This is a genomic window from Agromyces terreus, assembly GCF_009749465.1.
GTDB lineage: Bacteria > Actinomycetota > Actinomycetes > Actinomycetales > Microbacteriaceae > Agromyces > Agromyces terreus.
On sequence record NZ_WBIS01000012.1, the window covers coordinates 1 to 22,788 of the forward strand.

Here is a 22,788-nt window from a genome sequence, read left to right on the forward strand (position 1 = left end):
CTGGAAGCCGCCGCCGCCGGGACGAGCACCGCTGCCTGCGCCGCCGGGGCGCTGGAAGCCGCCGCCGCCGGGACGTCCGCCGGCACCGGCCGGACGCGGGGCGCCGGGACGGGGCGAGCCGGGACGGGGTGCCTGCGGGCGCGGGATGTTGCCCGGGCTGGGCCGCTGGCCCATGCCCTGCGCGCTCGAGAACGGGTTGTTGCCGGGGCGCGGCTGGGCGGGGCGCTGGCCCATGCCCTGCGCGCTCGAGAACGGGTTGTTGCCCGGACGCGAGGCGCCGGGACGCGGAGCACCGGGACGGGGTGCGGAGCCGCCGGGCTTCGGGGCACCGGGCTTCACCGCGTCGGCGGCCTCGGGCGCCGCGGGGGCGTCGCCGGGCTTCTCGGCGGCGGCCTTCTTCTCGGCGGCGGCCTGCGCCGCGCGCTCTTCGGCCTGGGCCTGGCGCTCGGCGACGGTCAGCGGGACGTCTGCGGGTGCAGGCGCCTCGGCAGCGGCCTCGGGCGCGGCGACGGGCTTCGGCGCCGGCTTGGGGCCGGGCTTGACCGCGGCCGGACGTGCGGGGGCCGCGGGTGCGGCGGGCGCGGCGGCGTTCGCCGCGGCGCCGGCCGCTTCGAGCGCGGCCTTCAGGCGGCGCGCGACGGGGGGTTCGATGGACGACGAGGGTCCCTTGACGTACTCGCCCATCTCCTTGAGCTTCTCAAGGGCGATCTTGCTGTCGACACCGAGTTCGGATGCGATCTCGTGTACGCGTGGTTTGGCAGCCACTTCTCTCCTGTTCCGGGTCCGACCCCGGACAGGGGCGAACCATCAATGGCGGACGGGACTCATTTCGAGCCGCTCATCAGTTGTCACTCATTGGTCATCACTTGTGGGTTCAGCCTGTTCTCTACGTTGCCGGTGTCCACCTCGCCGCGCATGCGGAGCGCGCGCCCGAAGGCGCGCTTCCGAACGGCGAGCTGATAGCACTCGGGTGTCGGATGCAGCCACGCGCCTCTGCCCGGAAGCACGGCCGCGACATCGGCCACGACGTGGGAGTTCTGGGAGACGACCCTCAGAAGTGAGGATCGTGGAGCGCGCGAACGGCATCCGATGCACGTTCTGACGGGTTCCATCCTACACCTCCGAGGCTGAGCGCCGACCGATGCCGGCGTCCGGCGTCAGTTCGACTCGAGGACCGAGTCGGGCTGGATGTCGATCTTCGCGCCCGTGAGCTTCGCGGCGAGGCGGGCGTTCTGGCCCTCCTTGCCGATCGCGAGCGAGAGCTGGTAGTCGGGCACGAGCGCGCGCACGGCGCGGGTCGACTCGTCGATGACGAACGCGCTCGTGACCTTGGCGGGCGAGAGCGCGCTCGCGACGAACGTGGCGAGGTCGTCGGAGTAGTCGACGATGTCGATCTTCTCGGCGCCGAGCTCGGCGGTGACGGCGCGCACGCGCTGCCCGAGCTCGCCGATCGCGGCGCCCTTGGCGTTGATGCCGGGCTGGTTGGCGCGCACGGCGATCTTCGTGCGGTGACCGGCCTCGCGGGCGAGCGAGACGATCTCGACGACGCCGTTGGCGATCTCGGGAACCTCGAGCGCGAAGAGCTTGCGCACGAGCGCCGGGTGGGTGCGCGACACCGTGATCGACGGCCCCTTGGCGCCCTTGGACACGCTCGTGACGTACACGCGGATGCGCTGCCCGTGGGGGTACTCCTCGCCCGGCACCTGCTCTTCGGGCGGCAGGATCGCCTCGACGGTGCCGAGGTCGATGTGGATCATGCGCGGGTTCGGCCCCTGCTGGATCACGCCGGCGACGATGTCGCCCTCGCGGCCGCGGAACTCGCCGAGCACGGCGTCGTCGGCCAGGTCGCGCAGGCGCTGGTTGATGACCTGCTTGGCGGCGAAGGCCGCGATGCGGCCGAAGTCGCTCGGGCTGTCTTCGGCCTCGCCGATGACGTTGCCCTCTTCGTCGAGTTCGGGCACGTAGACCGAGACGTGGCCGGTCTTGCGATCGAGTTCGGCACGCGCACCCTCGGGGTTCGCGTGACCGTGCTGGCCGGGGTTCGTGTGCTTCAGGTAGGCCATGAGAATGGCCTGCTCGATGATCTGCACCAGTTCATCGAACGGGATCTCCTTCTCGCGCTCCATCATGCGAAGCACGCTGAGGTCGATATCCATCGCCGGCCTCCTCTATTCAGCTCTCAGTGCCGCACCTGCTTGCGGGCGACTCTCTAGATTAGCGGATGTCGCGGGGCCGCGACATCCATGCTCCTGCCATGCTGACCCCATGGATGCCGTCAACGACTTCGTGCTCGCCGCGGGCGACCTGCTCTGGACCTGGATCGTGCTGCCGGTGGTGGTGCTGCTCGGACTGTACTTCACGGCGAGATCGGGGGTCGTGCAGTTCCGGCTCATCCCCGAGATGTTCCGGACCCTCACCGACAAGACGCCGCGCGACGAGTCGGGCGAACCGCAATCGGTCTCGGCGTTCCAGGCGTTCACCATCTCGGCGGCGTCCCGCGTCGGCGTCGGCAACATCGCCGGCGTCGGCACCGCGATCGCGATCGGCGGGCCGGGCGCGGTCTTCTGGATGTGGCTCATGGCCTTCGTGGGCGGCGCGTCGAGCTTCGTCGAGTCGACGCTCGGGCAGCTCTTCAAGGTGCGCGACGCCGACGGGTTCCGAGGCGGCCCGGCGTACTACATCGAGCGCGGCCTGAAGGCCCGCTGGGCCGGCATCCTCTTCGCGGTCATCCTGATCGTCTGCTTCCCCTTCGCGTTCTCGTCGCTGCAGGCGAACACCATCAGCGCGACCGTCTCGACGACCGTCGCGCCCGACGGCGGCGCGGACTGGATCCCCTGGGCCATCGGCGTCGTGCTCGCGGCGCTCACCGCACTCGTGGTCTTCGGCGGGGTGCGGCGCATCGCCTCGGTCACGCAGGCCGTCGTGCCGCTCATGGCCCTCATCTACCTGCTCATCGGCCTCGTGATCGTCGCGATGAACATCACCCGGCTGCCCGAGGTGTTCGCCTCGATCTTCAGCCAGGCGTTCGGGTTCAACGAGGTCGTCGGCGCCACGCTCGGCACGATCATCATGACCGGGGTCAAGCGCGGCATGTTCTCGAACGAGGCCGGCCTCGGCTCGGCGCCGAACGCCGGTGCGAGCGCGGCCGTGACCCACCCGGTCAAGCAGGGCCTCGTGCAGACGCTCGGCGTCTACTTCGACACCTTCCTCATCTGCTCGATCACCGCGTTCATCATCCTGGTCTCCGATCCCGACCTCGCGGACGCGGCGCCCGGCATCGGGCTCACGCAGGACGCGATCATCGCCAACCTCGGCTCCTGGGCGAGCGTGCTGCTCTCGATCGTGATCTTCCTGCTCGCGTTCAGCTCCATCCTCGGCAACTACTACTACGGCGAATCCAACATCGAGTTCATCACCGCACGACCTGCGGTGCTCACCGGCTACCGGCTGCTCGTGGTCGTCGCGATCTTCGTCGGCTCGATCGCGGGCGCCGATCTGATCTGGAACTTCGCCGACTCGATGATGGGGCTGATGGCGATCGTGAACCTCGTGGCGATCGGCCTGCTCTCGGGCGTCGCGTTCAAGCTCCTCCGCGACTACAGCCATCAGCGGCGCCAGGGGCGTGACCCGGTCTTCACGCGCGACCTGCTGCCGGGCGTCTCGGGCATCGAGTGCTGGGTCGACGAGCGTTCGGTCACGGGGCCCATCGACGTGTCGGTCGCGCATCACCAGGCCGACAAGCACCGCGACCACCTGCACCGCGAGGACTGAGCGCCGCCGCGGCATCCGTACCGCCCGAGCGCCGACCGCGCAAGGGGGCGAACACGGGCCCTCCGCGTGGATACGCTGTGCCGATGGCTCCCGACACCCTCAAGTCCACCGCGAGCGCCGCCCAGCGCTCGCGGACCTTCCGCATCCTGGCCCGGGCCGGCTACGTCGTGCTCGGACTCGTGCACGTCGTCATCGGCGCGATCGCGGTCTCGGTCGCGGTCGGCGCGGGCGGCGGCGATGCCGACCAGAGCGGCGCGATGCATCAGATCGCCCGTGTGCCGTTCGGCGTCGTCGTGCTCTGGGTGATCGTGCTCGGCATGTTCGCGCTCGCGCTGTGGCAGGTGGTCGAGGCGTTCCTCGAGCAGGACTCCGACGCGAAGAAGAAGTGGGGCCGACGCGTCAAGGAGCTCGGCACCGCCGCCGCCTACATCGCGATCGGGGTCACCGCCCTCGTCTCGGCGCTCGGCGGGAGTTCGGACTCGTCGGAGTCGACGTCCTCGTTCAGCGCCACCCTGCTCGCGACCCCGGGCGGCGTGGTGCTGCTCGTGCTCGTGGGGCTCGTCACGATCGGCGTGGGCGTCGCGTTCATCGTGAGCGGCGTTCGCCGCCGCTTCGCCCGCCACCTGTCGCTCCCGGCCGGCAAGGTCGGCGACGGGGTGCGCGTGCTCGGCACGGTCGGCTACGTCGCGAAGGGCATCGCCGTCGCCGTCGTCGGCGTGCTGTTCGGGGTCGCCGCGTTCACGCACGACCCCGAGCAGGCCGGCGGCCTCGACGCCGCACTGAAGAGCCTCGCGGCCCTGCCGTTCGGGCAGGCGATCCTGTGGCTCGTCGGCGCCGGGCTCATCGTCTACGGCGTCTACTGCTTCGCGCGGGCGCGCTACGCCGAGGACTGATCGGCGCGTCGCGGTTCAGCCGACGAGCGCGGCGACCGCATCGGCGGCCGGCAGCGTCTGACGCTCGCCCGTGCGGCGATCCCAGAGCTCGACCTCGCCGTCGGCCGCGCCGCGCCCCACGATGAGGATGCGCGGCACGCCGATGAGCTCGGCGTCGCCGAACTTCACGCCGGGCGAGACCTTGGGGCGGTCGTCGTAGAGCACCTCGAGTCGGGCCCGCTCGAGGTCGCCCGCGAGCTGCTCGGCGAGATCGAACGCGACCTGGTCGCGGCCGGTCGCGACGACGTGCACGTCGAACGGCGCGATCGAGGCGGGCCAGACGAGACCCTTGTCGTCGTTGTTGCCCTCGGCGATGATCGCGAGGATGCGGGTGACGCCGATGCCGTAGGACCCCATGGTCACGGTCGCGAGCTTGCCGTTCTCGTCGAGCACCTTGAGCCCGAGCACCTCGGCGTACTTGCGGCCGAGCTGGAACACGTGGCCGATCTCCATGCCGCGGGCGAGTTCGACCGGGCCGGAGCCGTCGGGCGCGGGGTCGCCGGGCAGCACGTTCGAGGCCTCGATGGTGCCGTCGGCGACGAAGTCGCGGCCGGCGATGAGCCCGAAGACGTGCTTCTGGTCGAGGTTCGCGCCCGTGATCCACTCGGTGCCGTCGACCACGCGGGGGTCGACGAGGTAGCGGATGCCGGTGGTCGACGCCTCGCCGAGCACGGCGCCGTCGGGCGACCAGGGGCCGATGTAGCCCTTCACGAGGCCCGGGTGCTTCGCGAAGTCGGCCTCGGTGGCGGGCTCGACCTCGGCCGGCGCGAACGCGACCTCGATGCGCTTCATCTCGACCTCGCGATCGCCGGGCAGGCCGACGATCACGAGTTCGCGCGTGCCGTCGACGTGCACGAGGGCGAGCACGACGTTCTTCAGGGTGTCGGCGGCGGTCCACTCGCGCCCGTCGGGGCGGGGGTGGTTCGCGTTCGCGAGGTCGACGAGCGTGGCGATGGTGGGCGTGTTCGGCGAGTCGAAGACCTCGGCGTCGGGCAGGCCGTCGATGGGCGTGGGCTCGGGCGCGACGGTCGTGAACGCCTCGACGTTGGCGGCGTAGCCGCCGGCCGAACGCACGAAGGTGTCTTCGCCGACGACGGTCGGGTGCAGGAACTCCTCGCTCTTCGAGCCGCCCATGGCGCCGGCATCCGCCTTGACGATGACGTACTCGAGGCCGAGGCGGGTGAAGATGCGCTCGTACGCGTCGCGCTGCGCCTGGTAGCTCGCGTCGAGGCCCTCGTCGGAGATGTCGAACGAATAGGCGTCCTTCATGGTGAACTCGCGGCCGCGCAGGAGGCCGGCGCGGGGGCGCGCCTCGTCGCGGTACTTGTCCTGGATCTGGTAGATCGACAGGGGCAGGTCTTTATACGAGTTGTAGAGGTCTTTCACGAGCAGCGTGAAGACCTCTTCGTGCGTCGGGGCGAGCAGGTAGTCGGCGCCCTTGCGGTCTTGCAGGCGGAAGAGGCCGTCGCCGTACTCGGTCCAGCGGTTCGTCGCCTCATAGGGCTCGCGCGGCAGCAGTGCCGGGAAGTGCACCTCGTGGGCGCCCGCGTTCGTCATCTCCTCGCGGATGATCGCCTCGATCTTCGCCTTGACGCGCAGGCCGAGCGGCAGCCACGCGAACACGCCGGGGGCCTGACGGCGGATGTATCCGGCGCGCACGAGCAGGCGGTGGCTGGCCACCTCGGCATCGGCGGGGTCTTCGCGGAGGGTGCGGAGGAAGTAGTTGGAAAGACGTGTGGGCACCCGACCAGTCTAGGAGCCGGTCGGATGCCCACGCGCGCACGGACCCGATGGCCCGCACTCGGCCTACTCGGCGAGGATCAGGTAGAGCGCCTTGCGGGTCTCGTCGATCTTCGCCGCGGCTGCGGCGCGCTGCTCGTCGGTGGCGCCGTGGCGGAACTGCCCGGCGACGCCCATGAGCTTGCCGATCGCCTGGAAGAGCTCCGTCGCGGACTCGCTCGGCTTGGGCAGGGCGGCCCAGGCGCCGGCGAGCTCCTCTTCATGCTCGGCGACGTAGGCGCGGCCCTCGTCGGTGAGCTCGAACTCGGTCTTGCGGCCCTCGCCGACGGCGACGATGAGGTCTTCGTCGACGAGCTGCTGCAGGGTCGGGTACACCGAACCGGGGCTCGGACGCCAGGCGCCCTCGGTCTTCTCGGCGACGGCCTTGATGATGGCGTAGCCGTTGGCGGGCGCCTCGGCGAGCAGCGAGAGGATCGCCGCCCGCACATCGCCCTTGGAGCGGCGGCGACCGCCGCGACCGCCGAAGCCCGGGCCGAAACCGGGGCCGCCGACGAACGGGTCGCCCCAGGCGCCGGGCCCGCGGTGCGGGTGCCCGAACTCGGGGGCGTGGTGGAAGCGGGCTTCGCCGCTCGTGTATCGCGACATGCGGGCGTGCCGTCGGGCCGCCCGGAGGTCTGCTTCGGTGAAGTGTTCGCGAGTCATGGGCGAACTCCTTTCGTTGACAAGATCACTCACAGAAGTTCTGTGATGCGTCAACGATATATCGTTAATACGTTCTCGTCAACCCGACGCGCAGAACGGCGGATGCCGGCGACTCGCTCGTCGCCGACATCCGCCGTCATCGGAAGATCAGCCCCTGACCCGGCGCAGCGCGCCGGCACCGAGCGCGCCGGCACCGGCCAGCAGCACCGCGAGGGCGATCCAGACGAGCGCACCCGACTCGACGCCGGTCGACGCGAGCGTCGGCGCAGCCTCGATCGTGTCGTCGGCGACGGCGGCCTCGGCCACCGATGCGGGCACCACGACCGCGACGGGCGCCGCAGGCGCGGCCGGCTCGCCGACCGTCGGCGCCGGCGCCTCGGGGTTCGGCGCCGCCGGCACCGGAGCCTCGAAGATCGCACGGCCGCCGATCTTGCCGAACGCGAAGATGAACGTGTTCGGCGTGCCCGTGGTCGGGTCGAGGTCGCTCTGTCCGAAGGAGTACGCCTCGGCGCCGACCGCCGCGAGCGCCCTGCGGGCCTCCTCCTCGTTCGCCGCGGCTCCGTAGAAGATCACGAAGCTCAGCGAGCGCCCGGCGGCGAGCGGCCCGAACGCGAAGTCGAACAGCGCGCCGTGGTCGGCGGGACCGTTGTCGACCGCGTTGCCCTCGAAGTTCAGGAAACTCGGCCCCGAGAGCGGATTCGGGCTCGCGAACCCGTCGTCGCTCGTGTACCGCAGCGCACTCGCGGTGCCGCCGTCGATCGTCACGAACTCCGAGAAGGCGGTCGGCTCGATGTCCCAGTCCATCACCCTGCGGTACTGCACCGTGGCGATCGTGTCGCCCGTGAGGTTCTCGATCGTCACGTTCACCTGGTACAGGTTGGGCGTCGCGGGCGAGGGCACGTACTCGTGGGTCACCCGGAAGACGGGCCGGTCGGCGTCGCTCACGATGACGACAGAGTTGGCGGTGCTCGCCGTCGTCTCGAAGGACTCGACGGTCAGGTTCGTGCCGCCGGCGCCCTCGGTGTCGAGGTTCGCCCCGCCCCAGATCCCGGATGCCGGATCGGCGACGCCCCAGCCCTCGCAGAGGCATCCGGGCGAGGTCGCATCGTGGTTCGTCGGCAGGTAGTTCAGCCCGACGTCGCCGGGACCGGCGGCCGAGCCCGTGCCGTCGTAGGTGTTGAGCTCGCCCGTCGGATTCACCGCGAGCAGGATCGTGCCGTTGTCGATGCAGACGGCCGGGTAGCACGGATCCCCGGGAGCCGGGGCGGCGGCCGCGGCCGGAGCGGCAGCAGGGGCGGCCGCGTCGCCCGCAGCGGCCGGCGCCGGCGCCGCGAAGAGCGTGACCGTCGGTTCGTCGACGGCTTCGGCGAGCGCGTCCTCGGCCGTGGTGCCGGGATCGGCGATCACGACGGCCGGCGGTTCCGGCGCGGGCGCCGGTTCCGGCTCGGCGGCCGGCTCGGGCGCGGGCTCCGGTTCGGGCGCGGGATCGGTCGCCGGTTCGGCGGCCGGCTCGGGAGCGGGCGCCGGAGCGGGCTCGGCTGCCGCGGGCGCCTCGACGGCGACCGGCTCCGCTGCGTCGTCGGCGATGGCCGCCAGCGGCGTGAGGATCAGGCTCACCGCGGCGACCGCGGCACCGGCCGCGAGGCCGAGACCGAGGCGCGAACGTGTGGCTATGGACATGGCAGGACTCCGTTCAGTCGGTCGTCGTTCGACGACGATCATCGGGTTCATGCTCTGAACGGGGTGCTGACTCGCGCGGCGTCCCGAGCACACCGCCACCGTAGGGACGGGTCGGTGCGACGGGATCAGGAGGCGCCCTCGTTCGCCCTCATGGCCTGCACCCCCGGGCCAGCCCGGACCCGAGCGGGTTCCCGCGCACCTCACCGCGCTAGGGTGAGCGCGTGCACACCCGGCCGCCCGAACCCCCGTCGCCCCGATGAGGATCGGCGTCATCGGCGGTGGGGCCGCCGGCCTCACCGCGGCCTGGCTCCTCGAACAGCACCACGACGTCACGCTCCTCGAACGCGAGCCCCGCCTCGGCGGCCACGCGCACACGGTCGGCGTCGTCGAGGCATCCGGTCACCATGTGCACGTCGATGTCGGATTCGCGTTCTTCTCCCCCGGCCCGAACTACGCGACGTTCAACCGGCTGCTCGACGCGCTCGGCGTGACGCGCGCGTCGTACGCCGCCACGCTCACCGTGTACGACACGCGCGACCAGCATCCGATCGCGATGCCGCCGTTCCGTGGCCGCACGCCGATCCTGCCGTCGCTCGCGCCCGCCTCGCTCCGTACGCTGCTCCGATTCCGGCGCTTCCTCGACGCGTTGCCCGGGTTCCTCGCTCGCCGCGACACCGCCGTCACCGTCGCCGAGTACCTCGAGCGGTCGCGGCTCCCGAAGCGTTTCGTCGACGAGTTCCTGCTGCCGCTGCTGCTCGCGTTCTGGTGCGTCGACCGGGCCGAGTTCCTCGGGTTCGCCGCCTACAACGCGCTGTACTACCTCGGCGCGAACGCCTCGAGCGGGCTCCGCGCCCCCGAGCAGAGCGAGATCCCGGGCGGAATGCGGGTCTACGTCGACGCCCTCGCCGACCAACTCGCACGCACCGACGTTCGACTCGATGCCGAGGTCGCGCGCGTCGAGCGCCAGCGCGGGATCTGGCAGGCCACGGATGCCTCGGGCAGCGCGCATGCGTTCGACGCGATCGTGCTGGCCTGCAACCCGCGTCGCGCCCGCGCGCTGCTCGCCGACGTCGACGGGCTCGAGCCCGTCGCAGACCAGCTGGCGAGGTTCGAGACGTTCGAGACCACCATCGCGGTGCACGGCGACCGCAGGCTCATGCCCCGGCACGAGGCATCCTGGTCGGTCGTGAACGCCCGCTGGGACGGCGAGCACAGCTCGCTCACCGTCTGGAACCCGCGCCTCGGCGCCCGCGTCTTCAAAAGCTGGGTCACCTTCGATCGCGAACTCCCCGAGCCGCTGTACGCGCTCGTCACCTACGAGCACGGCAAGATCACGCCGGCGTACTTCGACGCTCAGGCGCGGCTACGCGACCTGCAGGGCCGTGACGGACTCTGGCTCGCCGGTCTCGCGATGCACGACGCCGACTCGCATGAGAGCGCGGTGCGCTCGGCCGTCACGGTCGCGGAGGCCCTCGCACCGCGGAGCGAGCGGCTCCGTCTGCTCGTTCCGCCGGCCTGAGGCGCCGAGGCCGAACAGCGTGCCGGGAGCAGCCGGCTCGGGCAGGATCCGCCGGCTACGGAGTGAGCACCTGCGGACTGCCGACCGGCGCATCGGCACCCATCTCGTCGGCGATGCGGTTCGCCTCTTCGATGAGCGTCTGCACGATCTCGGACTCGGGCACGGTCTTGATGACCTCGCCCTTGACGAAGATCTGGCCCTTGCCGTTGCCGGATGCCACGCCGAGGTCGGCCTCGCGCGCCTCGCCGGGGCCGTTCACGACGCAGCCCATGACGGCGACGCGCAGCGGCACGGTCATGCCCTCGAGTCCGTCGGTCACGTCGTTCGCGAGCTTGTACACGTCGACCTGCGCGCGGCCGCACGACGGGCACGAGACGATCTCGAGCTTGCGCTCGCGGAGGTTCAGCGACTGCAGGATCTGCAGGCCGACCTTGACCTCCTGCGCGGGCGGCGCCGAGAGCGAGACGCGGATGGTGTCGCCGATGCCCTCGCCGAGCAGGATGCCGAACGCGGTGGCGCTCTTGATGGTGCCCTGGAACTCGGGTCCGGCCTCGGTCACGCCGAGGTGCAGGGGCCAGTCGCCGCGCTCGGCGAGCAGCCGGTAGGCCTTGACCATGACGATGGGGTCGTTGTGCTTGACCGAGATCTTGAAGTCGTGGAAGTCGTGTTCCTCGAAGAGCGAGGCCTCCCAGACCGCCGACTCGACGAGCGCCTCGGGCGTCGCCTTGCCGTACTTCTCGAGCAGGCGCGGGTCGAGCGAACCGGCATTCACGCCGATGCGGAGCGAGACGCCGGCCGCCTTCGCCGCGGCGGCGATCTCGCCGACCCGGTCGTCGAACTTGCGGATGTTGCCCGGGTTCACGCGCACCGCGGCGCAGCCGGCGTCGATCGCGGCGAACACGTAGTTCGGCTGGAAGTGGATGTCGGCGATGACCGGGATCTGGCTCTTCTTCGCGATGATCGGCAGCGCCTCGGCATCGTCGCGGCTCGGCACGGCCACGCGCACGATGTCGCAGCCGGATGCCGTGAGCTCGGCGATCTGCTGGAGGGTCGCGTTGATGTTCGTCGTGGGCGTCGTCGTCATGGACTGCACGCTCACGGGGGCGTCGCCGCCGACGAGCACCTTGCCCACCTTGATCTGGCGGGACTTGCGTCGCGGGGCCAGGACTTCGGGGACGTTCGGCATTCCGAGATTCACAGCAGGCACGGTGCCAGTCTAGTTCCGCCCGGTCGGGCGAAGGCTGCGAAGCGGATGCCGCAGGAGCCCGGGCACGCCCGTTCAGCGTCCGGAGATCAGCGGGGGCTCCGTCGCCGCGACCACCTCGTCGACGCCGACGCCGGGCGCGCACTCGACGAGCACGAGCCCCGAGGGCGTCACGTCGATGACGGCGAGGTCGGTGATGATCCGGTCGACGACCCCCTTGCCGGTCAGCGGCAGCGAGCACTCGTGCACGATCTTCGGCGAGCCGTCCCTCGCGACGTGCTCCATGAGCACGATCACGCGGCGTGCACCGTGCACGAGGTCCATCGCGCCGCCCGGGCCTTTCACCATCTTGCCCGGGATCATCCAGTTCGCGAGGTCGCCCGCGGCCGACACCTGCATGGCGCCGAGGATCGCCGCGTCGACCTTGCCGCCGCGGATCATGCCGAAGCTCGTCGCCGAGTCGAAGTAGGCCGCGCCCGGCAGCACGGTGACGGTCTCCTTGCCGGCGTTGATGAGGTCGGGATCGACGTCGGCCGCGCGCGGGTACGGTCCGACGCCGAGGATGCCGTTCTCGGACTGGAGCACGACCGCGACGCCGTCGGGCACGTGGTTCGGCACGAGCGTGGGCAGGCCGATGCCGAGGTTGACATACGAGCCGTCGACGAGTTCCTGCGCGGCCCTGGCGGCCATCTCGACCCTGGTCAGCGCCATCTCAGGCCTCCTCGCTCACGGTGCGGCGTTCGATGCGCTTCTCGATGTCGGGGCCGACCACGACGACGCGGTCGACGAAGATGCCGGGCAGGTGCACGGCGTCCGGGTCGAGCTCGCCCGGTTCGACGAGCTGCTCGACCTGCGCGACGCAGACCCGGCCGGCCATGGCCGCGAGGGGCGAGAAGTTGCGCGCGGACTTGTCGAACACGAGGTTGCCGTGGCGGTCGCCGCGCAGGGCGTGCACGAGGGCGAAGTCGGTCGTGATGGCCTCCTCGAGCACGAATTCGCGGTCGCTGCCGCCGAACGCGAAGGTCTGCACCGGCTTCGCCGGGCTCGCGACCGCGATCGAGCCGTCGGGCGCGTAGCGCTGCGGGAGCCCGCCCTCCGCGACCTGCGTGCCGACCCCCGTCTGGGTGAAGAAGGCCGCGATGCCGCTGCCGCCCGCGCGCAACTTCTCGGCGAGGGTGCCCTGCGGCGTGAGCTCGAGCTCGAGCTCGCCCGAGAGGTACCGACGCTCGAACTCCTTGTTCTCGCCCACGTACGAGGAGGTCATCTTGCGGATGCGTCCCGCCCCGAGCAGCACGCCGAGCCCCCAGTCGTCGACGCCGCAGTTGTTGCTGACGACGCTGAGCTCGTCGACGCCGCTCGCGAGGAGCGCGTCGATGAGCACCATCGGGATGCCGCAGAGCCCGAATCCGCCGACGGCGAGGCTCGCCCCCGAGCGGATGTCGGCCACCGCCTCCGCTGCGCTGGGCACGACCTTGTCGAGTGCCATGTCACGACCTCCTCGTCGACTCGATGACGGATGCCCCACCGCGGACTTCGTGAATCCGGTGAATGCTCCCTAACCGAATCGTAGGATGGAACCAGCGCACCGCCAACCCCGACGAAGGAGTCTCCCGCATGCCCACCACCGATGTCGTCATCATCGCCGGCGCACGCACGCCGTTCGGCCGCATCAGCGGCAACCTCGCGGCCCGCTCGGCCGTCGAGCTCGGCACCGTCGCGATCCGCGGCGCGCTCGAGAAGGCCGGCGTCTCCCCCGACGACGTCGACCAGGTGATCATGGGTCAGGTGCTGCAGGCCGGCGCGGGCCAGAACCCGGCCAAGCAGAGCGCGGTCGCGGCCGGCATCCCCTGGCGGGTGCCCGCCGTCACGATCAACAAGGTCTGCCTCTCGGGGCTCGCCGCGATCACGGATGCCGCGCGGCTGATCCGCCTCGGCGAGGCATCCGTCGTCGTGGCCGGCGGCCAGGAGTCGATGACCAACGCGCCGCACCTGCTGCCGGGTTCGCGCGCCGGCAAGGGCTACGGCACGTGGGCGATGCTCGACCACGCCGCCCACGACGGCCTGACCGACGCGTTCGACGAGGAGTCGATGGGCGCGTCGACCGAGCGCTTCAACGGCCGCTACGGCATCGGCCGCCGCGAGCAGGACGAGATCGCCGCCGCCTCGCACGCCCGCGCGGGCGCCGCGCAGGCCGACGGGCTGTTCGCCGACGAGATCGTGCCCGTCGAGATCCCGCAGCGCAAGGGCGACCCGGTCGTCGTCGCCGAAGACCAGGGCGTGCGCCCCGACTCGACCGCCGACGTGCTCGGCGGTCTCCGACCGGCGTTCGCCGGAGACGGCACGATCACGGCGGGAAACTCCTCGCCGATCTCCGACGGCGCCGCGGCGGTCGTCGTGGCGAGCCGCGAGTGGGCCGAGTCCCGCGGCCTGCCCTGGCTCGTGCTCGTGGGCGCCTCGGGCCAGGTCGCCGGGCCCGACAACTCGCTGCACTCGCAGCCCTCGAACGCGATCGCCGCGGCCCTCGAGAAGCAGGGGCTCGCGGCATCCGACCTCGACCTCGTCGAGATCAACGAGGCCTTCGCCGCCGTCTCGCTCCAGTCGATGCGAGACCTCGACCTCGACGCCGAGAAGGTCAACGTGCACGGCGGCGCCATCGCGCTCGGACACCCGATCGGCGCGTCCGGCGCGCGTCTCGCGCTGCACGCGGCGCTCGAGCTCTCGCGTCGCGGCGGCGGCACGGCGGCCGTCGCGCTCTGCGGCGGCGGCGGACAGGGCGAGGCGCTGCTGCTCTCGCGCTGACCGCTGACCGCAATCCACCGCGCCCAGGCCTGCACGTTCTCAGGACCGCCGCCCTCGAGAGCCGCATATCGCGCCCATAGGCGGTGTGTTCCTGGATTCGTGCACGCCCACGGCGTCGGCGGATGCCGCGGCGACGCGCTGGACCGGCCCGAGGCCGAGGCATCCGCCCCTCGTGCGGCGCACGCCGACCGTGCCACGATGTCGACATGAGCTCGCCAGCGCATCCGCCGCTCGACCACCGGCTCCGACGCATGACGGGTCGCGACCCCGACGAGCCGCACCGCGCCGCGACCCCCCTCGAACTGCTCTTCGACCTCACCTTCGTCGTCGCCTTCAGCCAGGCCGGCGCCCAGACCGCGCACCTGCTCGAGCTCGGGCACTGGTGGCCCGCGATCGGCGGCTTCGCGTTCGCGATCTTCGCGATCTGGTGGGCGTGGATCAACTACTCCTGGCTCGCGTCGGCCTACGACAACGACGACGTCTTCTTCCGCGTCGCGACGATGGTCGAGATGATCGGCGTGCTCGTGCTCGCGCTGGGGCTGCCGCAGCTGTTCCACTCGCTCGACGAGGGCGAGCACGTCGACAACGGCGTCGTCATCGCCGGGTACGTCGTCATGCGCGTCGCGACGATCGCGCTCTGGCTCCGGGCCGCCGAGCACGACCCGTCGAGGCGGCGCACGGCGCTCACGTACGTCTGGTTCGTCTCGGCCGCGCAGGTCGGCTGGCTCGTGCTCCTCTTCGTGAACCTCCCCCTCGCGCCGACCCTCGCGTTCACGGCGCTGCTCGTGGTGCTCGAGCTCGTCGGACCCTACGTCGCCGAGCACGGCCCGCAGGGCGCCACACCCTGGCACCCCCACCACATCGCCGAGCGCTACGGGCTGCTCGTCATCATCACGCTCGGCGAGATCGTGCTCGGCACGATCCTCGCGGTCTCGGCCGTGATCGACGAGCAGGGCTGGTCGGTCGAGGCGGTGACGCTCGCGTTCGCCGGGACGGCCCTCGTGTTCGGCCTCTGGTGGACGTACTTCACGATGCCGTCGGGCCAGGTGCTCGCGAGGTTCCGCGAGCGCGGATTCGCGTGGGGCTACCTGCACTACTTCGTGTTCTTCTCGCTGGCCGGCACCGGCGCGGGCCTGCACGTGGCCGCCTACGAGATCGAGGGCGTCGCCCACATCGGCATCGTGCCGGCGCTGCTCACCGTGGTGATTCCCGTCGGCCTCTTCGTGGTCGCGCTCTTCACGGTGTACTCGATGCTGCTCCGGCAGTTCGACCCGTTCCACATCTGGCTCTTCCTCGGCGCCATCGCGGCGCTCGTCGTCGCCGTCGTCGCCGTCGCGGCCGGGGCCTCGTTCGGGATCGGGCTGCTCATCACGGCGGCGTCGCCCTTCGTGATCGTGGTCGGATACGAGACGGTCGGGCACCGACACCAGGCGGCGGCGCTGCATCGCGCGCTCGGCGGCTGAGCGGCGCCGCGGCTGCGGTGCGGCTGCGGTGCGGCTGCGGTAACGAAGGGCGGATGCCGCGGCATCCGCCCTTCGTGGCTCTCGGCAGGATCAGGCGTTCGGTCGGTTCGCGCGCAGCACCTCGAGGCGGGCGCGGTACTCGACCTCGTCGACGTCGCCCTTCGCGAACCGCTCCGCGAGGGTGGACTCGGCGGTCGCGCCGCGCATCCAGGGCGGGGCGTAGCCCTCGGCGGCCCAGGCACGGCGTCGTCGGCTCACGCCGAACACGACGAGCCCGATGACGAGCAGCCAGAACAACGGGATGAGGAAGAAGACCCAGCCGAAGCCGGCCGCCCAGGGTCCGGCGTGCGCGGCCGCGGTTGCGGCGGTGGCGAGGGTGGTGAGCATGATGTGTTCCCTTGATCGTGCGACCTGCGTCCCAGGTCGTCGTCGTCGAGTCTCGTCAGCGCGCGGCATCCGCGAATCCCGCCGCGGGAGGCACTTCGCCTGCTCCCCCGGGAGCAGCGCCGTCGTACATCTCGCATCAGGCCGAAGGTGCGAGATCAGGACGGATTACGCGATTTCGGCCTGAATCCGCGACTTCGGCCTGATTCAGAGTTGTCGGGCGGGCGGGCGGCGGGCGGGCCGGCGGACGGGCGGGGGGCGGGAGCTGGGGGCTGGGAGCTGGGAGCTGGGAGCTGGGAGCTGGGAGCTGGGAGCTGGGAGCTGGGAGCTGGGAGGGGAGGGTGGCGGGGCACCTGCACCGAGCGGATGCCGCTACTGCCAGCCGGGCGCCACGAGCCCCGACTCGTAGGCGACGACCACGAGGTGCACGCGGTCGCGCGCGTGCAGCTTGGCCATGATGCGCGACACGTGCGTCTTCGCGGTGAGCGGGGAGAGCACGAGGCGGGCCGCGATCTCGTCGTTCGTGAGGCCGAGGCCGACGAGACGCAGCACCTCGCGCTCGCGGTCGGTGAGCGCGGCGAGCCGGTCGGCGTCGGGCGCATCGCGGAGGCCGACGGCCAGACGTTCGAGCAGCCGCTTCGTCACGCCGGGCGAGAGCAGGGCCTCGCCGCTCGCGACCACGCGCACGGCGCGGATGAGGTCGACGGGCTCGGTGTCCTTCACGAGGAAGCCGCTCGCTCCGGCGCGCACCGCGCGGGCGACGTACTCGTCGAGCTCGAACGTGGTCACGATCACGACGCGCACGCCCGCGAGCGCGGGGTCGGCCGCGATCTGCTCGGTCGCCCAGAGTCCGTCGCCGCCCGGCATGCGGATGTCCATGAGCACCACGTCGACCGGATGCCGCCGCACGAGCTCGAGCAGCTCGGCCCCGGTCGACGCCTCGCCGACCACCTCGACGTCGGGTTCAGCTTCGAGCAGCGCGCGGAATCCGGCGCGCACGAGGAGCTGGTCGTCGGCCAGCGCCACCCGGATCACGGCGTGGCCGTCCACGGCAGTCGGGCGTCGACCCGCGTGCCGCCCTCGGGCGAGGTTTCGACCTGCACGGAGCCGCCGAGCAGCGCGGCCCGTTCGCGCATGCCGAGGATGCCGCTGCCGTCGGCGGATGCCCCGGCCGGGCCGGTGCCGTCGTCGTCGACGGTGACACGCAGCACGTCGCCCTCACGGGCCACGATGACGACGGCGTTCGCAGCGGCGGCGTGGCGCACGACGTTCGTCAGCGCCTCCTGCGCGATGCGGTAGGCGGCGAACTGGGCGGCCCGACCCGGCGCATCGCCGTCGAGGCGGTCGTCGAGGCGCACCGCGAGGTCGGGGCTCGCGACGCCGGCCACGAGGCGCGGCAGTTCGGCGAGCTCCGCCTGCGGCGAGAGCGGCGCGTCGGCGTCGGTGCGGATCGCGCCGAGCACGCTGCGCACCTCCTCGAGGGCCGTCTTCGACGTGACCTTGATGTTCGCGAGGGCGGTGCGGGCCTGCTCGGCATCGCGGTCCATGAGGTGCAGGCCGACGCTCGCCTGCACGTTGATCTGCGACAGGGCGTGGCCGATGACGTCGTGCAGCTCCCTGGCGATGCGCACCCGCTCTCGCTCCTCGGCGCTCTGCCGCCGCGCCATCGCCTCGACCCGATACCGGCGCATGCGCTCCTCGCGGGTGCGCACGAAGGCCCCGATGCCGAAGCATGCGGCGAGCGCGAGCGTCGTGAACGCGGCACGGAACGGATGCCACGACTGGCCCCACGCCGTGCCGAGCACGACGGCCGCGACCCAGCCGGCGACGACCGCGCTCGCCGCCCAGACGAGCGCGCCGCGCGACACGGAGATGACGATCGCGAACGCGAGGGCGAGGTAGGGCGGCCCGGCGTCGGGGGCGAGCAGCAGGTCGGCGAGCGCGGCGAGCGCGACGAGGGCGACCGTCGGGCCCGGCCGCCGACGGATGCCGAGCAGGGCGATCGGCCCGATCGCGGCGAGCAGCACCTGACCGATGCCGGCCGCCCAGCCGGCCTGCGACCACACCGCGATGCCGATGGCGGCGGGCACCTGCACGAGCAGGCTGATGACGATGGGTGCCAGCAGCCGGAACCTCGCCGAGGGCCGGAACCGCACGCCGCCTGGCCCGACGCCGGTGTCGCGGAGGCCGCCGTCAGCGTAGGGTGGGCCGCCGGGCCGACCGCCGCGCGAGGGCGGGCCGTCCCAGCCGGATCGGGTCTCCCAGGGCGGCACGGGCATCCCGGGATCGTATCGAGCCGCGTCGCCCGCCGGATCCTCCGCACGGCGCCTCATCGGGTACTCCCCCAGGAGTACGCGCGAGCACATGCCGCGACGGGGACGACGCGGAGGTGAGCGGAACCGGGTGACGCGATCAGAACAGCTGCACCGGCTTCACGAGGTCGGCGTAGATGAGCAGCGCGCTCATCGCCCCGAGCACGATGACCACTCCGAGGGTGAGCGGCATGAGCTTGGCCATGTCGACGGGGCCGGGGTCTGGCCGACGGAACAACTTCGCGAAGGCCCGGCGGATGCCCTCGAAGAGCGCGCCCGCGATGTGCCCGCCGTCGAGCGGCAGCAGCGGGATGAGGTTGAACACGAAGAGCGCGATGTTCAGCGAGCCCAGGATGCCGATGAGCCCCGCGACCTTGTCGACGCTCGCGATCTGGTCGCTCGCCGCGACCTCGCCCGCGACCCGGCCGACGCCCACCACGCTGAGCGGGCCGTTCGGGTCGCGCTCCGCGGGGCCGAACGCGGCGTTCGCCACGTCGACCATGCGCTGGGGCAGGTTCACGACGATGCCCGCGACGCCGGCGATGTTCTCGCCGACGGCCGGCAGCACCGCGGTCACGGGCTGCTGCACGCGCGCGCCGGTCGGGCCGATGCCGACGAAGCCGACGTCGACGGTCACGGGCTCGCCCGCGGCATCCGTCACGACCTTGCCGTCGTCGCCGACGACGTACCGTTCGCTGAGCGCGGGGGTGACCGTGAGCGTCTGCTCGGCGCCGTCGCGCTCGACGACGACCGCGAGGTCCTCGCCCGGGTTCGCGCGGATGATCGCGGTGGACTGCTCCCACGAGGTGACCGGCTCGCCGTCGATCGAGACGAGCGTGTCGCCCGGCTTCAGGCCCGCCTCGGCGCCGGGAGCGGCCGGGTCGCCGGGCTCGCACGTCTGCCGCTCGCTCGTGGCCGGCAGCACGCAGGCGCTGACCGACGCGACGGTCGTCGTCGACTGGGGCACGCCGAAGCCCATGAGGAGCACCCCGAAGAGCACGACCGCGAGCACGAGGTTCATGAACGGCCCGCCGAACATGATGATGATGCGCTTCCAGACGGGGAGGAGGTAGAACGCCCGCTGCTCGTCGCCCGGCGTGATGGACTCCTGGCTGGAATCGCGTGCGTCCTGCACGAGGCCCTTGAAGAACCCCGTGGAGTCGGCGTGCACCTGCTCGCCCTTGGCCGGCGGGAACATGCCGATCATCGAGATGTAGCCGCCCAGCGGGATGGCCTTGACGCCGTACTCGGTCTCGCCGCGGCGCTTCGACCAGAGCGTCGGGCCGAATCCGATCATGTACTGCGTGACCTTCACCCCGAAGAGCTTCGCCGGCACCAGGTGCCCGATCTCGTGCAGCGCGATGGACACGGCGAGGCCGAGGACGATGACGAGAACGCCGAGGAGGAACGGCAGCACGGAATCCACCCGATGAGCGTACTGCCGAAGTCTTTGCGTCGGCTGACGCTCGGCTGGGAGAGCGGATGCCTCCGCTACGCGCGATCGATGCGCGCGTTCGCGGCCGCCCGCGCGACCCGCTCCGACTCGGCGAGCGAGGCCACCGTGACCTTGCCCTCGGGCGGCTCGTGCGCCTCGACGACCGCGCGCACGGTGTCGACAATGGCGAGGAACCCGATGCGCCCGGCGTGGAACGCGGCCACCGCCTCTTCATTGGCGGCGTTGAAGACGGCCGGGTAGTCGCCGCCCGCGCGGCCGACCTCCTTGGCGAGCGAGACCGCGGGGAACGCGGCGTGGTCGAGCGGCTCGAAGGTCCACGACGAGGCGACGCTCCAGTCGAGCGGGCGGCCGACGGCGGCCACGCGGTTCGGCCAGTCGAGGCCGAGCGAGATGGGCAGGCGCATGTCGGGCGGCGAGGCCTGCGCGATCGTGGAGCCGTCGACGAACTCGACCATCGAGTGCACGATCGACTGCGGGTGCACGGTCACGTCGATGCGGTCGTAGGGCACGTCGAAGAGCAGATGCGCCTCGATCACCTCGAGCCCCTTGTTCACGAGCGTCGCGGAGTTCGTCGTGACCACGAGGCCCATATCCCACGTGGGGTGGGCGAGCGCCTGCGCGGGCGTCACGTCGGCGAGCTCCTCGCGCCTGCGACCGCGGAAGGGGCCGCCCGACGCGGTGAGCACCAGGCGGCGCACCTCGTCGTCGGTGCCCGACCGGAGGGCCTGCGCGATCGCGGAGTGCTCGGAGTCGACCGGCACGATCTGCCCGGACTTCGCGAGCCTCGTGACCAGGTCGCCGCCGACGATCAGCGACTCCTTGTTCGCCAGGGCGAGGGTCGTGCCGCGCTCGAGCGTCGCGAGGGTCGGGCCGAGTCCGACCGACCCGGTGATGCCGTTGAGCACGACGTCGGCGTCGACGTCGCGCACGAGCTGCACGGCCTCGTCAATGCCGACGGCCGTGTGCTCGACCCCGAACTCGGCGGCCTGCGCCTCGAGCACGGCCCGGTTCGAGCCGACCGCGAGGCCGACCACCTCGAACCGGCGCGGATTCGCGCGGATGACGTCGAGGGCCTGGGTGCCGATCGAACCGGTGGAGCCGAGGATGATGACTGAGCGCACCATCCCACCCTAGGGCGCGGTCTCGAGACGCTGCGCTCCTCGACCGGCGGCGCGGTCTCGAGACGCTGCGCTCCTCGACCGGCGGCGCGGGACCTCCGCCGGTCGAGGAGGCGCGCAGCGCCGTCTCGAGACCCGCGTCAGCCGATGACCGCGACCGTGGCCGCACGGCGCCCGGGCACCGCCACGTCGTGGAACACGACGTCGCGCCAGAACGACCCGAACTCGGGCACGCCGCGCTCGATGCGTCCGACGCCGCCGTCGAGCCGCGGGTCCGAGATCGCGAGCCGCGACGGCTCGATGAAGTCGCTGTGCCCCAGTGCGCGGAGCAGCGCGGTCTTGCGCGCCCACAGCGTCGCCCTCGCGAGTGCGGCCTCGTCGGCGTCGAGCCCGCGCAGCGCCGCCCGCTCGTCGGGGTGCAGCGCCGCCTCGTCGATGACCGCCCCGGCGGCGAGGGCCACCGGTTCGACGGCGACCCCGAGCGGATGCCTCGTGCCGGTCGCCGCGACGATCGCGTCGCCGTGGATCGCGACATCCGCATACCTCGGCGAACCCGACGCGGTCAGCGGATACGCCACCGTGACCCGGCCGTGCCGCGCTCCGCAGCGTTCGCACGCGTGCACGAGCTCGACGTCGCCGGCGGGGACCGCGGCCGTCTCGGCGACGAGCGCGCGCAGCACGGCATCGGCCCCTGGATGCCGCCGCGACCCGGCCACGACGCGCACCCGTACGCCGGTCTGGCCGAGCTCGATCGGCTCGTCGTCGGGGTTCACGTCCACGCGTCCATCCTCTCGCACGTCGCCGTCCGCGACGGGGAGGCGCCGATCGTATGCCCGACCCGGAATGGCACCGCGCCTAGGGTCGGAGGGTGACAGAGCACGACGAGGGCCGGACCGACGCCGACGCGGCCGAGAAGCCCGGCGACGACGCCCCCGCCGCCGTCCGGCAGGGTCCGGCGTACCGCATCATCCGCGGCATCCTGCGACCCGTCGCCCTCGCCATCTACCGGCCGCGCATCAGCGGCACCGAGCACCTCCCCGCCTCCGGTCCGGTCATCCTCGCGAGCAACCACCTCTCGTTCATCGACAGCGTCGTGATCCCCCTCGCCTCGCCCCGGCCCGTGCAGTTCCTCGCGAAGGACGACTACTTCACCGGCACCGGGTTCCGCGGCTGGGTCTCGCGCACGTTCTTCACGGCGATCGGCGCGGTCGGCGTGAAGCGAGGCGCCGGTGCCGACGCGCAGGCCGCGCTCGACGCCGGTCGCGGCATCCTCGAGGCCGGCAACGCCTTCGCCATCTATCCCGAGGGCACCCGCTCGCTCGACGGACGCCTCTACCGCGGCCGCACGGGCGTCGCGTGGCTCGCCCTGCAGACCGGCGCCGTCGTCGTGCCCGTCGGCCTCATCGGCACGCAGGAGATCCAGCCCGTCGGCGCGAAGCTGCCGCGCGTGCGGCCCGTCACCGTGCGCTTCGGCGCCCCGATCGACGTGTCCCGGCACGGCGCCGCCACCTCCGGGCGCGCCCGGCGCGCCGCGACCGACGAGATCATGGCCGGCATCCACGCGCTCTCCAAGCAGGAGCTCGCGGGCGTCTACAACGAGAAGCCGCCGGAGGGCACCCTCGCCAAGCTGGCCGACAAGGTCGTGCCGCGCGAGCGACTCTGATCGAGCCACGCAGGCTCCGCGGCATCCGATCGCGACCTCCGGCCC

General features: G+C 72.0%; 21 protein-coding genes. 6 read left to right on the plus strand and 15 right to left on the minus strand.

Annotated features, from left to right (window positions below; translation table 11 throughout):
- From GQQ92_RS14935 to nusA, 3 genes are all read right to left on the minus strand, one after another.
- A partial coding sequence (locus tag GQQ92_RS14935) for a translation initiation factor IF-2 N-terminal domain-containing protein (RefSeq protein WP_197738281.1) occupies positions 1 to 765 on the minus strand: 765 nt, incomplete at its 3' end.
- Between the two features lie 83 nt (positions 766 to 848).
- On the minus strand, positions 849 to 1,112 hold the full coding sequence (locus GQQ92_RS14940; protein WP_157000103.1) for a YlxR family protein: 264 nt from the start codon (positions 1,110 to 1,112) through the stop codon (positions 849 to 851).
- 45 nt (positions 1,113 to 1,157) lie between these two features.
- Positions 1,158 to 2,156 carry a transcription termination factor NusA gene (gene nusA / locus GQQ92_RS14945; RefSeq protein ID WP_157000104.1) on the minus strand — a complete coding sequence of 333 codons (999 nt, stop codon included), beginning with the start codon at positions 2,154 to 2,156 and terminating at the stop codon, positions 1,158 to 1,160.
- 109 nt (positions 2,157 to 2,265) lie between these two features.
- Between nusA and GQQ92_RS14950 the strand changes: the two genes are divergently transcribed.
- Together GQQ92_RS14950 and GQQ92_RS14955 are read left to right on the plus strand one after the other, a co-directional pair.
- Positions 2,266 to 3,771: an alanine/glycine:cation symporter family protein gene (locus tag GQQ92_RS14950; protein WP_157000105.1), complete on the plus strand. Its 1,506-nt coding sequence runs from the start codon at positions 2,266 to 2,268 to the stop codon at positions 3,769 to 3,771.
- 83 nt (positions 3,772 to 3,854) lie between these two features.
- A complete protein-coding gene (locus tag GQQ92_RS14955; protein WP_157000106.1) occupies positions 3,855 to 4,664 on the plus strand; it encodes a DUF1206 domain-containing protein in 810 nt (269 codons plus the stop codon).
- A 15-nt stretch (positions 4,665 to 4,679) separates the two neighbouring features.
- Here GQQ92_RS14955 and GQQ92_RS14960 read toward each other — a convergent pair whose 3' ends face one another.
- From GQQ92_RS14960 to GQQ92_RS14970, 3 genes are all read right to left on the minus strand, one after another.
- Entirely contained in the window at positions 4,680 to 6,446 is a 1,767-nt protein-coding gene (locus GQQ92_RS14960; protein WP_157000107.1) for a proline--tRNA ligase, read from the minus strand.
- Positions 6,447 to 6,509: 63 nt separating this feature from the next.
- Positions 6,510 to 7,088, minus strand: coding sequence for a PadR family transcriptional regulator (locus tag GQQ92_RS14965; RefSeq protein ID WP_157000157.1), 579 nt, complete (start codon positions 7,086 to 7,088; stop codon positions 6,510 to 6,512).
- A 204-nt stretch (positions 7,089 to 7,292) separates the two neighbouring features.
- Positions 7,293 to 8,825, minus strand: coding sequence for a hypothetical protein (locus GQQ92_RS14970; RefSeq protein WP_157000108.1), 1,533 nt, complete (start codon positions 8,823 to 8,825; stop codon positions 7,293 to 7,295).
- Positions 8,826 to 9,081: 256 nt separating this feature from the next.
- Here GQQ92_RS14970 and GQQ92_RS14975 point away from each other — a divergent pair, with 256 nt between their 5' ends.
- Positions 9,082 to 10,344 carry an FAD-dependent oxidoreductase gene (locus GQQ92_RS14975; RefSeq protein ID WP_157000109.1) on the plus strand — a complete coding sequence of 421 codons (1,263 nt, stop codon included), beginning with the start codon at positions 9,082 to 9,084 and terminating at the stop codon, positions 10,342 to 10,344.
- A 55-nt stretch (positions 10,345 to 10,399) separates the two neighbouring features.
- Here GQQ92_RS14975 and ispG read toward each other — a convergent pair whose 3' ends face one another.
- The 3 genes from ispG to GQQ92_RS14990 form a co-directional block, all read right to left on the minus strand.
- Positions 10,400 to 11,530 (minus strand): flavodoxin-dependent (E)-4-hydroxy-3-methylbut-2-enyl-diphosphate synthase, encoded by a 1,131-nt coding sequence (gene ispG, locus GQQ92_RS14980; protein WP_157000158.1) that lies wholly within the window; start codon positions 11,528 to 11,530, stop codon positions 10,400 to 10,402.
- Positions 11,531 to 11,623: 93 nt separating this feature from the next.
- Complete coding sequence (locus GQQ92_RS14985; RefSeq protein ID WP_197738282.1) at positions 11,624 to 12,259, minus strand: CoA transferase subunit B; 636 nt, start codon at positions 12,257 to 12,259, stop codon at positions 11,624 to 11,626.
- Position 12,260: 1 nt separating this feature from the next.
- Positions 12,261 to 13,034, minus strand: a complete 774-nt coding sequence (locus tag GQQ92_RS14990) for a CoA transferase subunit A (protein WP_157000110.1) — start codon at positions 13,032 to 13,034, stop codon at positions 12,261 to 12,263.
- Positions 13,035 to 13,162: 128 nt separating this feature from the next.
- Between GQQ92_RS14990 and GQQ92_RS14995 the strand changes: the two genes are divergently transcribed.
- Complete coding sequence (locus GQQ92_RS14995; RefSeq protein ID WP_157000111.1) at positions 13,163 to 14,347, plus strand: acetyl-CoA C-acetyltransferase; 1,185 nt, start codon at positions 13,163 to 13,165, stop codon at positions 14,345 to 14,347.
- A 206-nt stretch (positions 14,348 to 14,553) separates the two neighbouring features.
- Positions 14,554 to 15,810, plus strand: coding sequence for a low temperature requirement protein A (locus GQQ92_RS15000; protein WP_157000112.1), 1,257 nt, complete (start codon positions 14,554 to 14,556; stop codon positions 15,808 to 15,810).
- A gap of 90 nt (positions 15,811 to 15,900) precedes the next feature.
- Here GQQ92_RS15000 and GQQ92_RS15005 read toward each other — a convergent pair whose 3' ends face one another.
- The 6 genes from GQQ92_RS15005 to GQQ92_RS15030 all read right to left on the minus strand — a co-directional run bounded on the left by GQQ92_RS15005 (position 15,901) and on the right by GQQ92_RS15030 (position 21,859).
- Positions 15,901 to 16,197: an SHOCT domain-containing protein gene (locus tag GQQ92_RS15005; protein ID WP_157000113.1), complete on the minus strand. Its 297-nt coding sequence runs from the start codon at positions 16,195 to 16,197 to the stop codon at positions 15,901 to 15,903.
- 369 nt (positions 16,198 to 16,566) lie between these two features.
- Complete coding sequence (locus GQQ92_RS15010; RefSeq protein WP_157000160.1) at positions 16,567 to 17,229, minus strand: response regulator transcription factor; 663 nt, start codon at positions 17,227 to 17,229, stop codon at positions 16,567 to 16,569.
- The gene (locus tag GQQ92_RS15015; protein ID WP_197738283.1) at positions 17,226 to 18,473 is read right to left on the minus strand and encodes a sensor histidine kinase; all 1,248 of its coding nucleotides are present in this window, start codon (positions 18,471 to 18,473) and stop codon (positions 17,226 to 17,228) included. The genes GQQ92_RS15010 and GQQ92_RS15015 overlap by 4 nt, the downstream gene beginning before the upstream one ends.
- 133 nt (positions 18,474 to 18,606) lie before the next feature.
- Positions 18,607 to 19,932 carry a M50 family metallopeptidase gene (locus GQQ92_RS15020; RefSeq protein WP_232057731.1) on the minus strand — a complete coding sequence of 442 codons (1,326 nt, stop codon included), beginning with the start codon at positions 19,930 to 19,932 and terminating at the stop codon, positions 18,607 to 18,609.
- Positions 19,933 to 19,997: 65 nt separating this feature from the next.
- On the minus strand, positions 19,998 to 21,083 hold the full coding sequence (gene dxr / locus GQQ92_RS15025) for a 1-deoxy-D-xylulose-5-phosphate reductoisomerase (RefSeq protein ID WP_157000115.1): 1,086 nt from the start codon (positions 21,081 to 21,083) through the stop codon (positions 19,998 to 20,000).
- 137 nt (positions 21,084 to 21,220) lie between these two features.
- Positions 21,221 to 21,859 (minus strand): 4'-phosphopantetheinyl transferase family protein, encoded by a 639-nt coding sequence (locus GQQ92_RS15030; protein ID WP_157000116.1) that lies wholly within the window; start codon positions 21,857 to 21,859, stop codon positions 21,221 to 21,223.
- A gap of 89 nt (positions 21,860 to 21,948) precedes the next feature.
- Here GQQ92_RS15030 and GQQ92_RS15035 point away from each other — a divergent pair, with 89 nt between their 5' ends.
- Positions 21,949 to 22,743: a lysophospholipid acyltransferase family protein gene (locus GQQ92_RS15035; protein ID WP_157000117.1), complete on the plus strand. Its 795-nt coding sequence runs from the start codon at positions 21,949 to 21,951 to the stop codon at positions 22,741 to 22,743.
- The last annotated feature ends 45 nt before the right edge of the window (positions 22,744 to 22,788 follow it).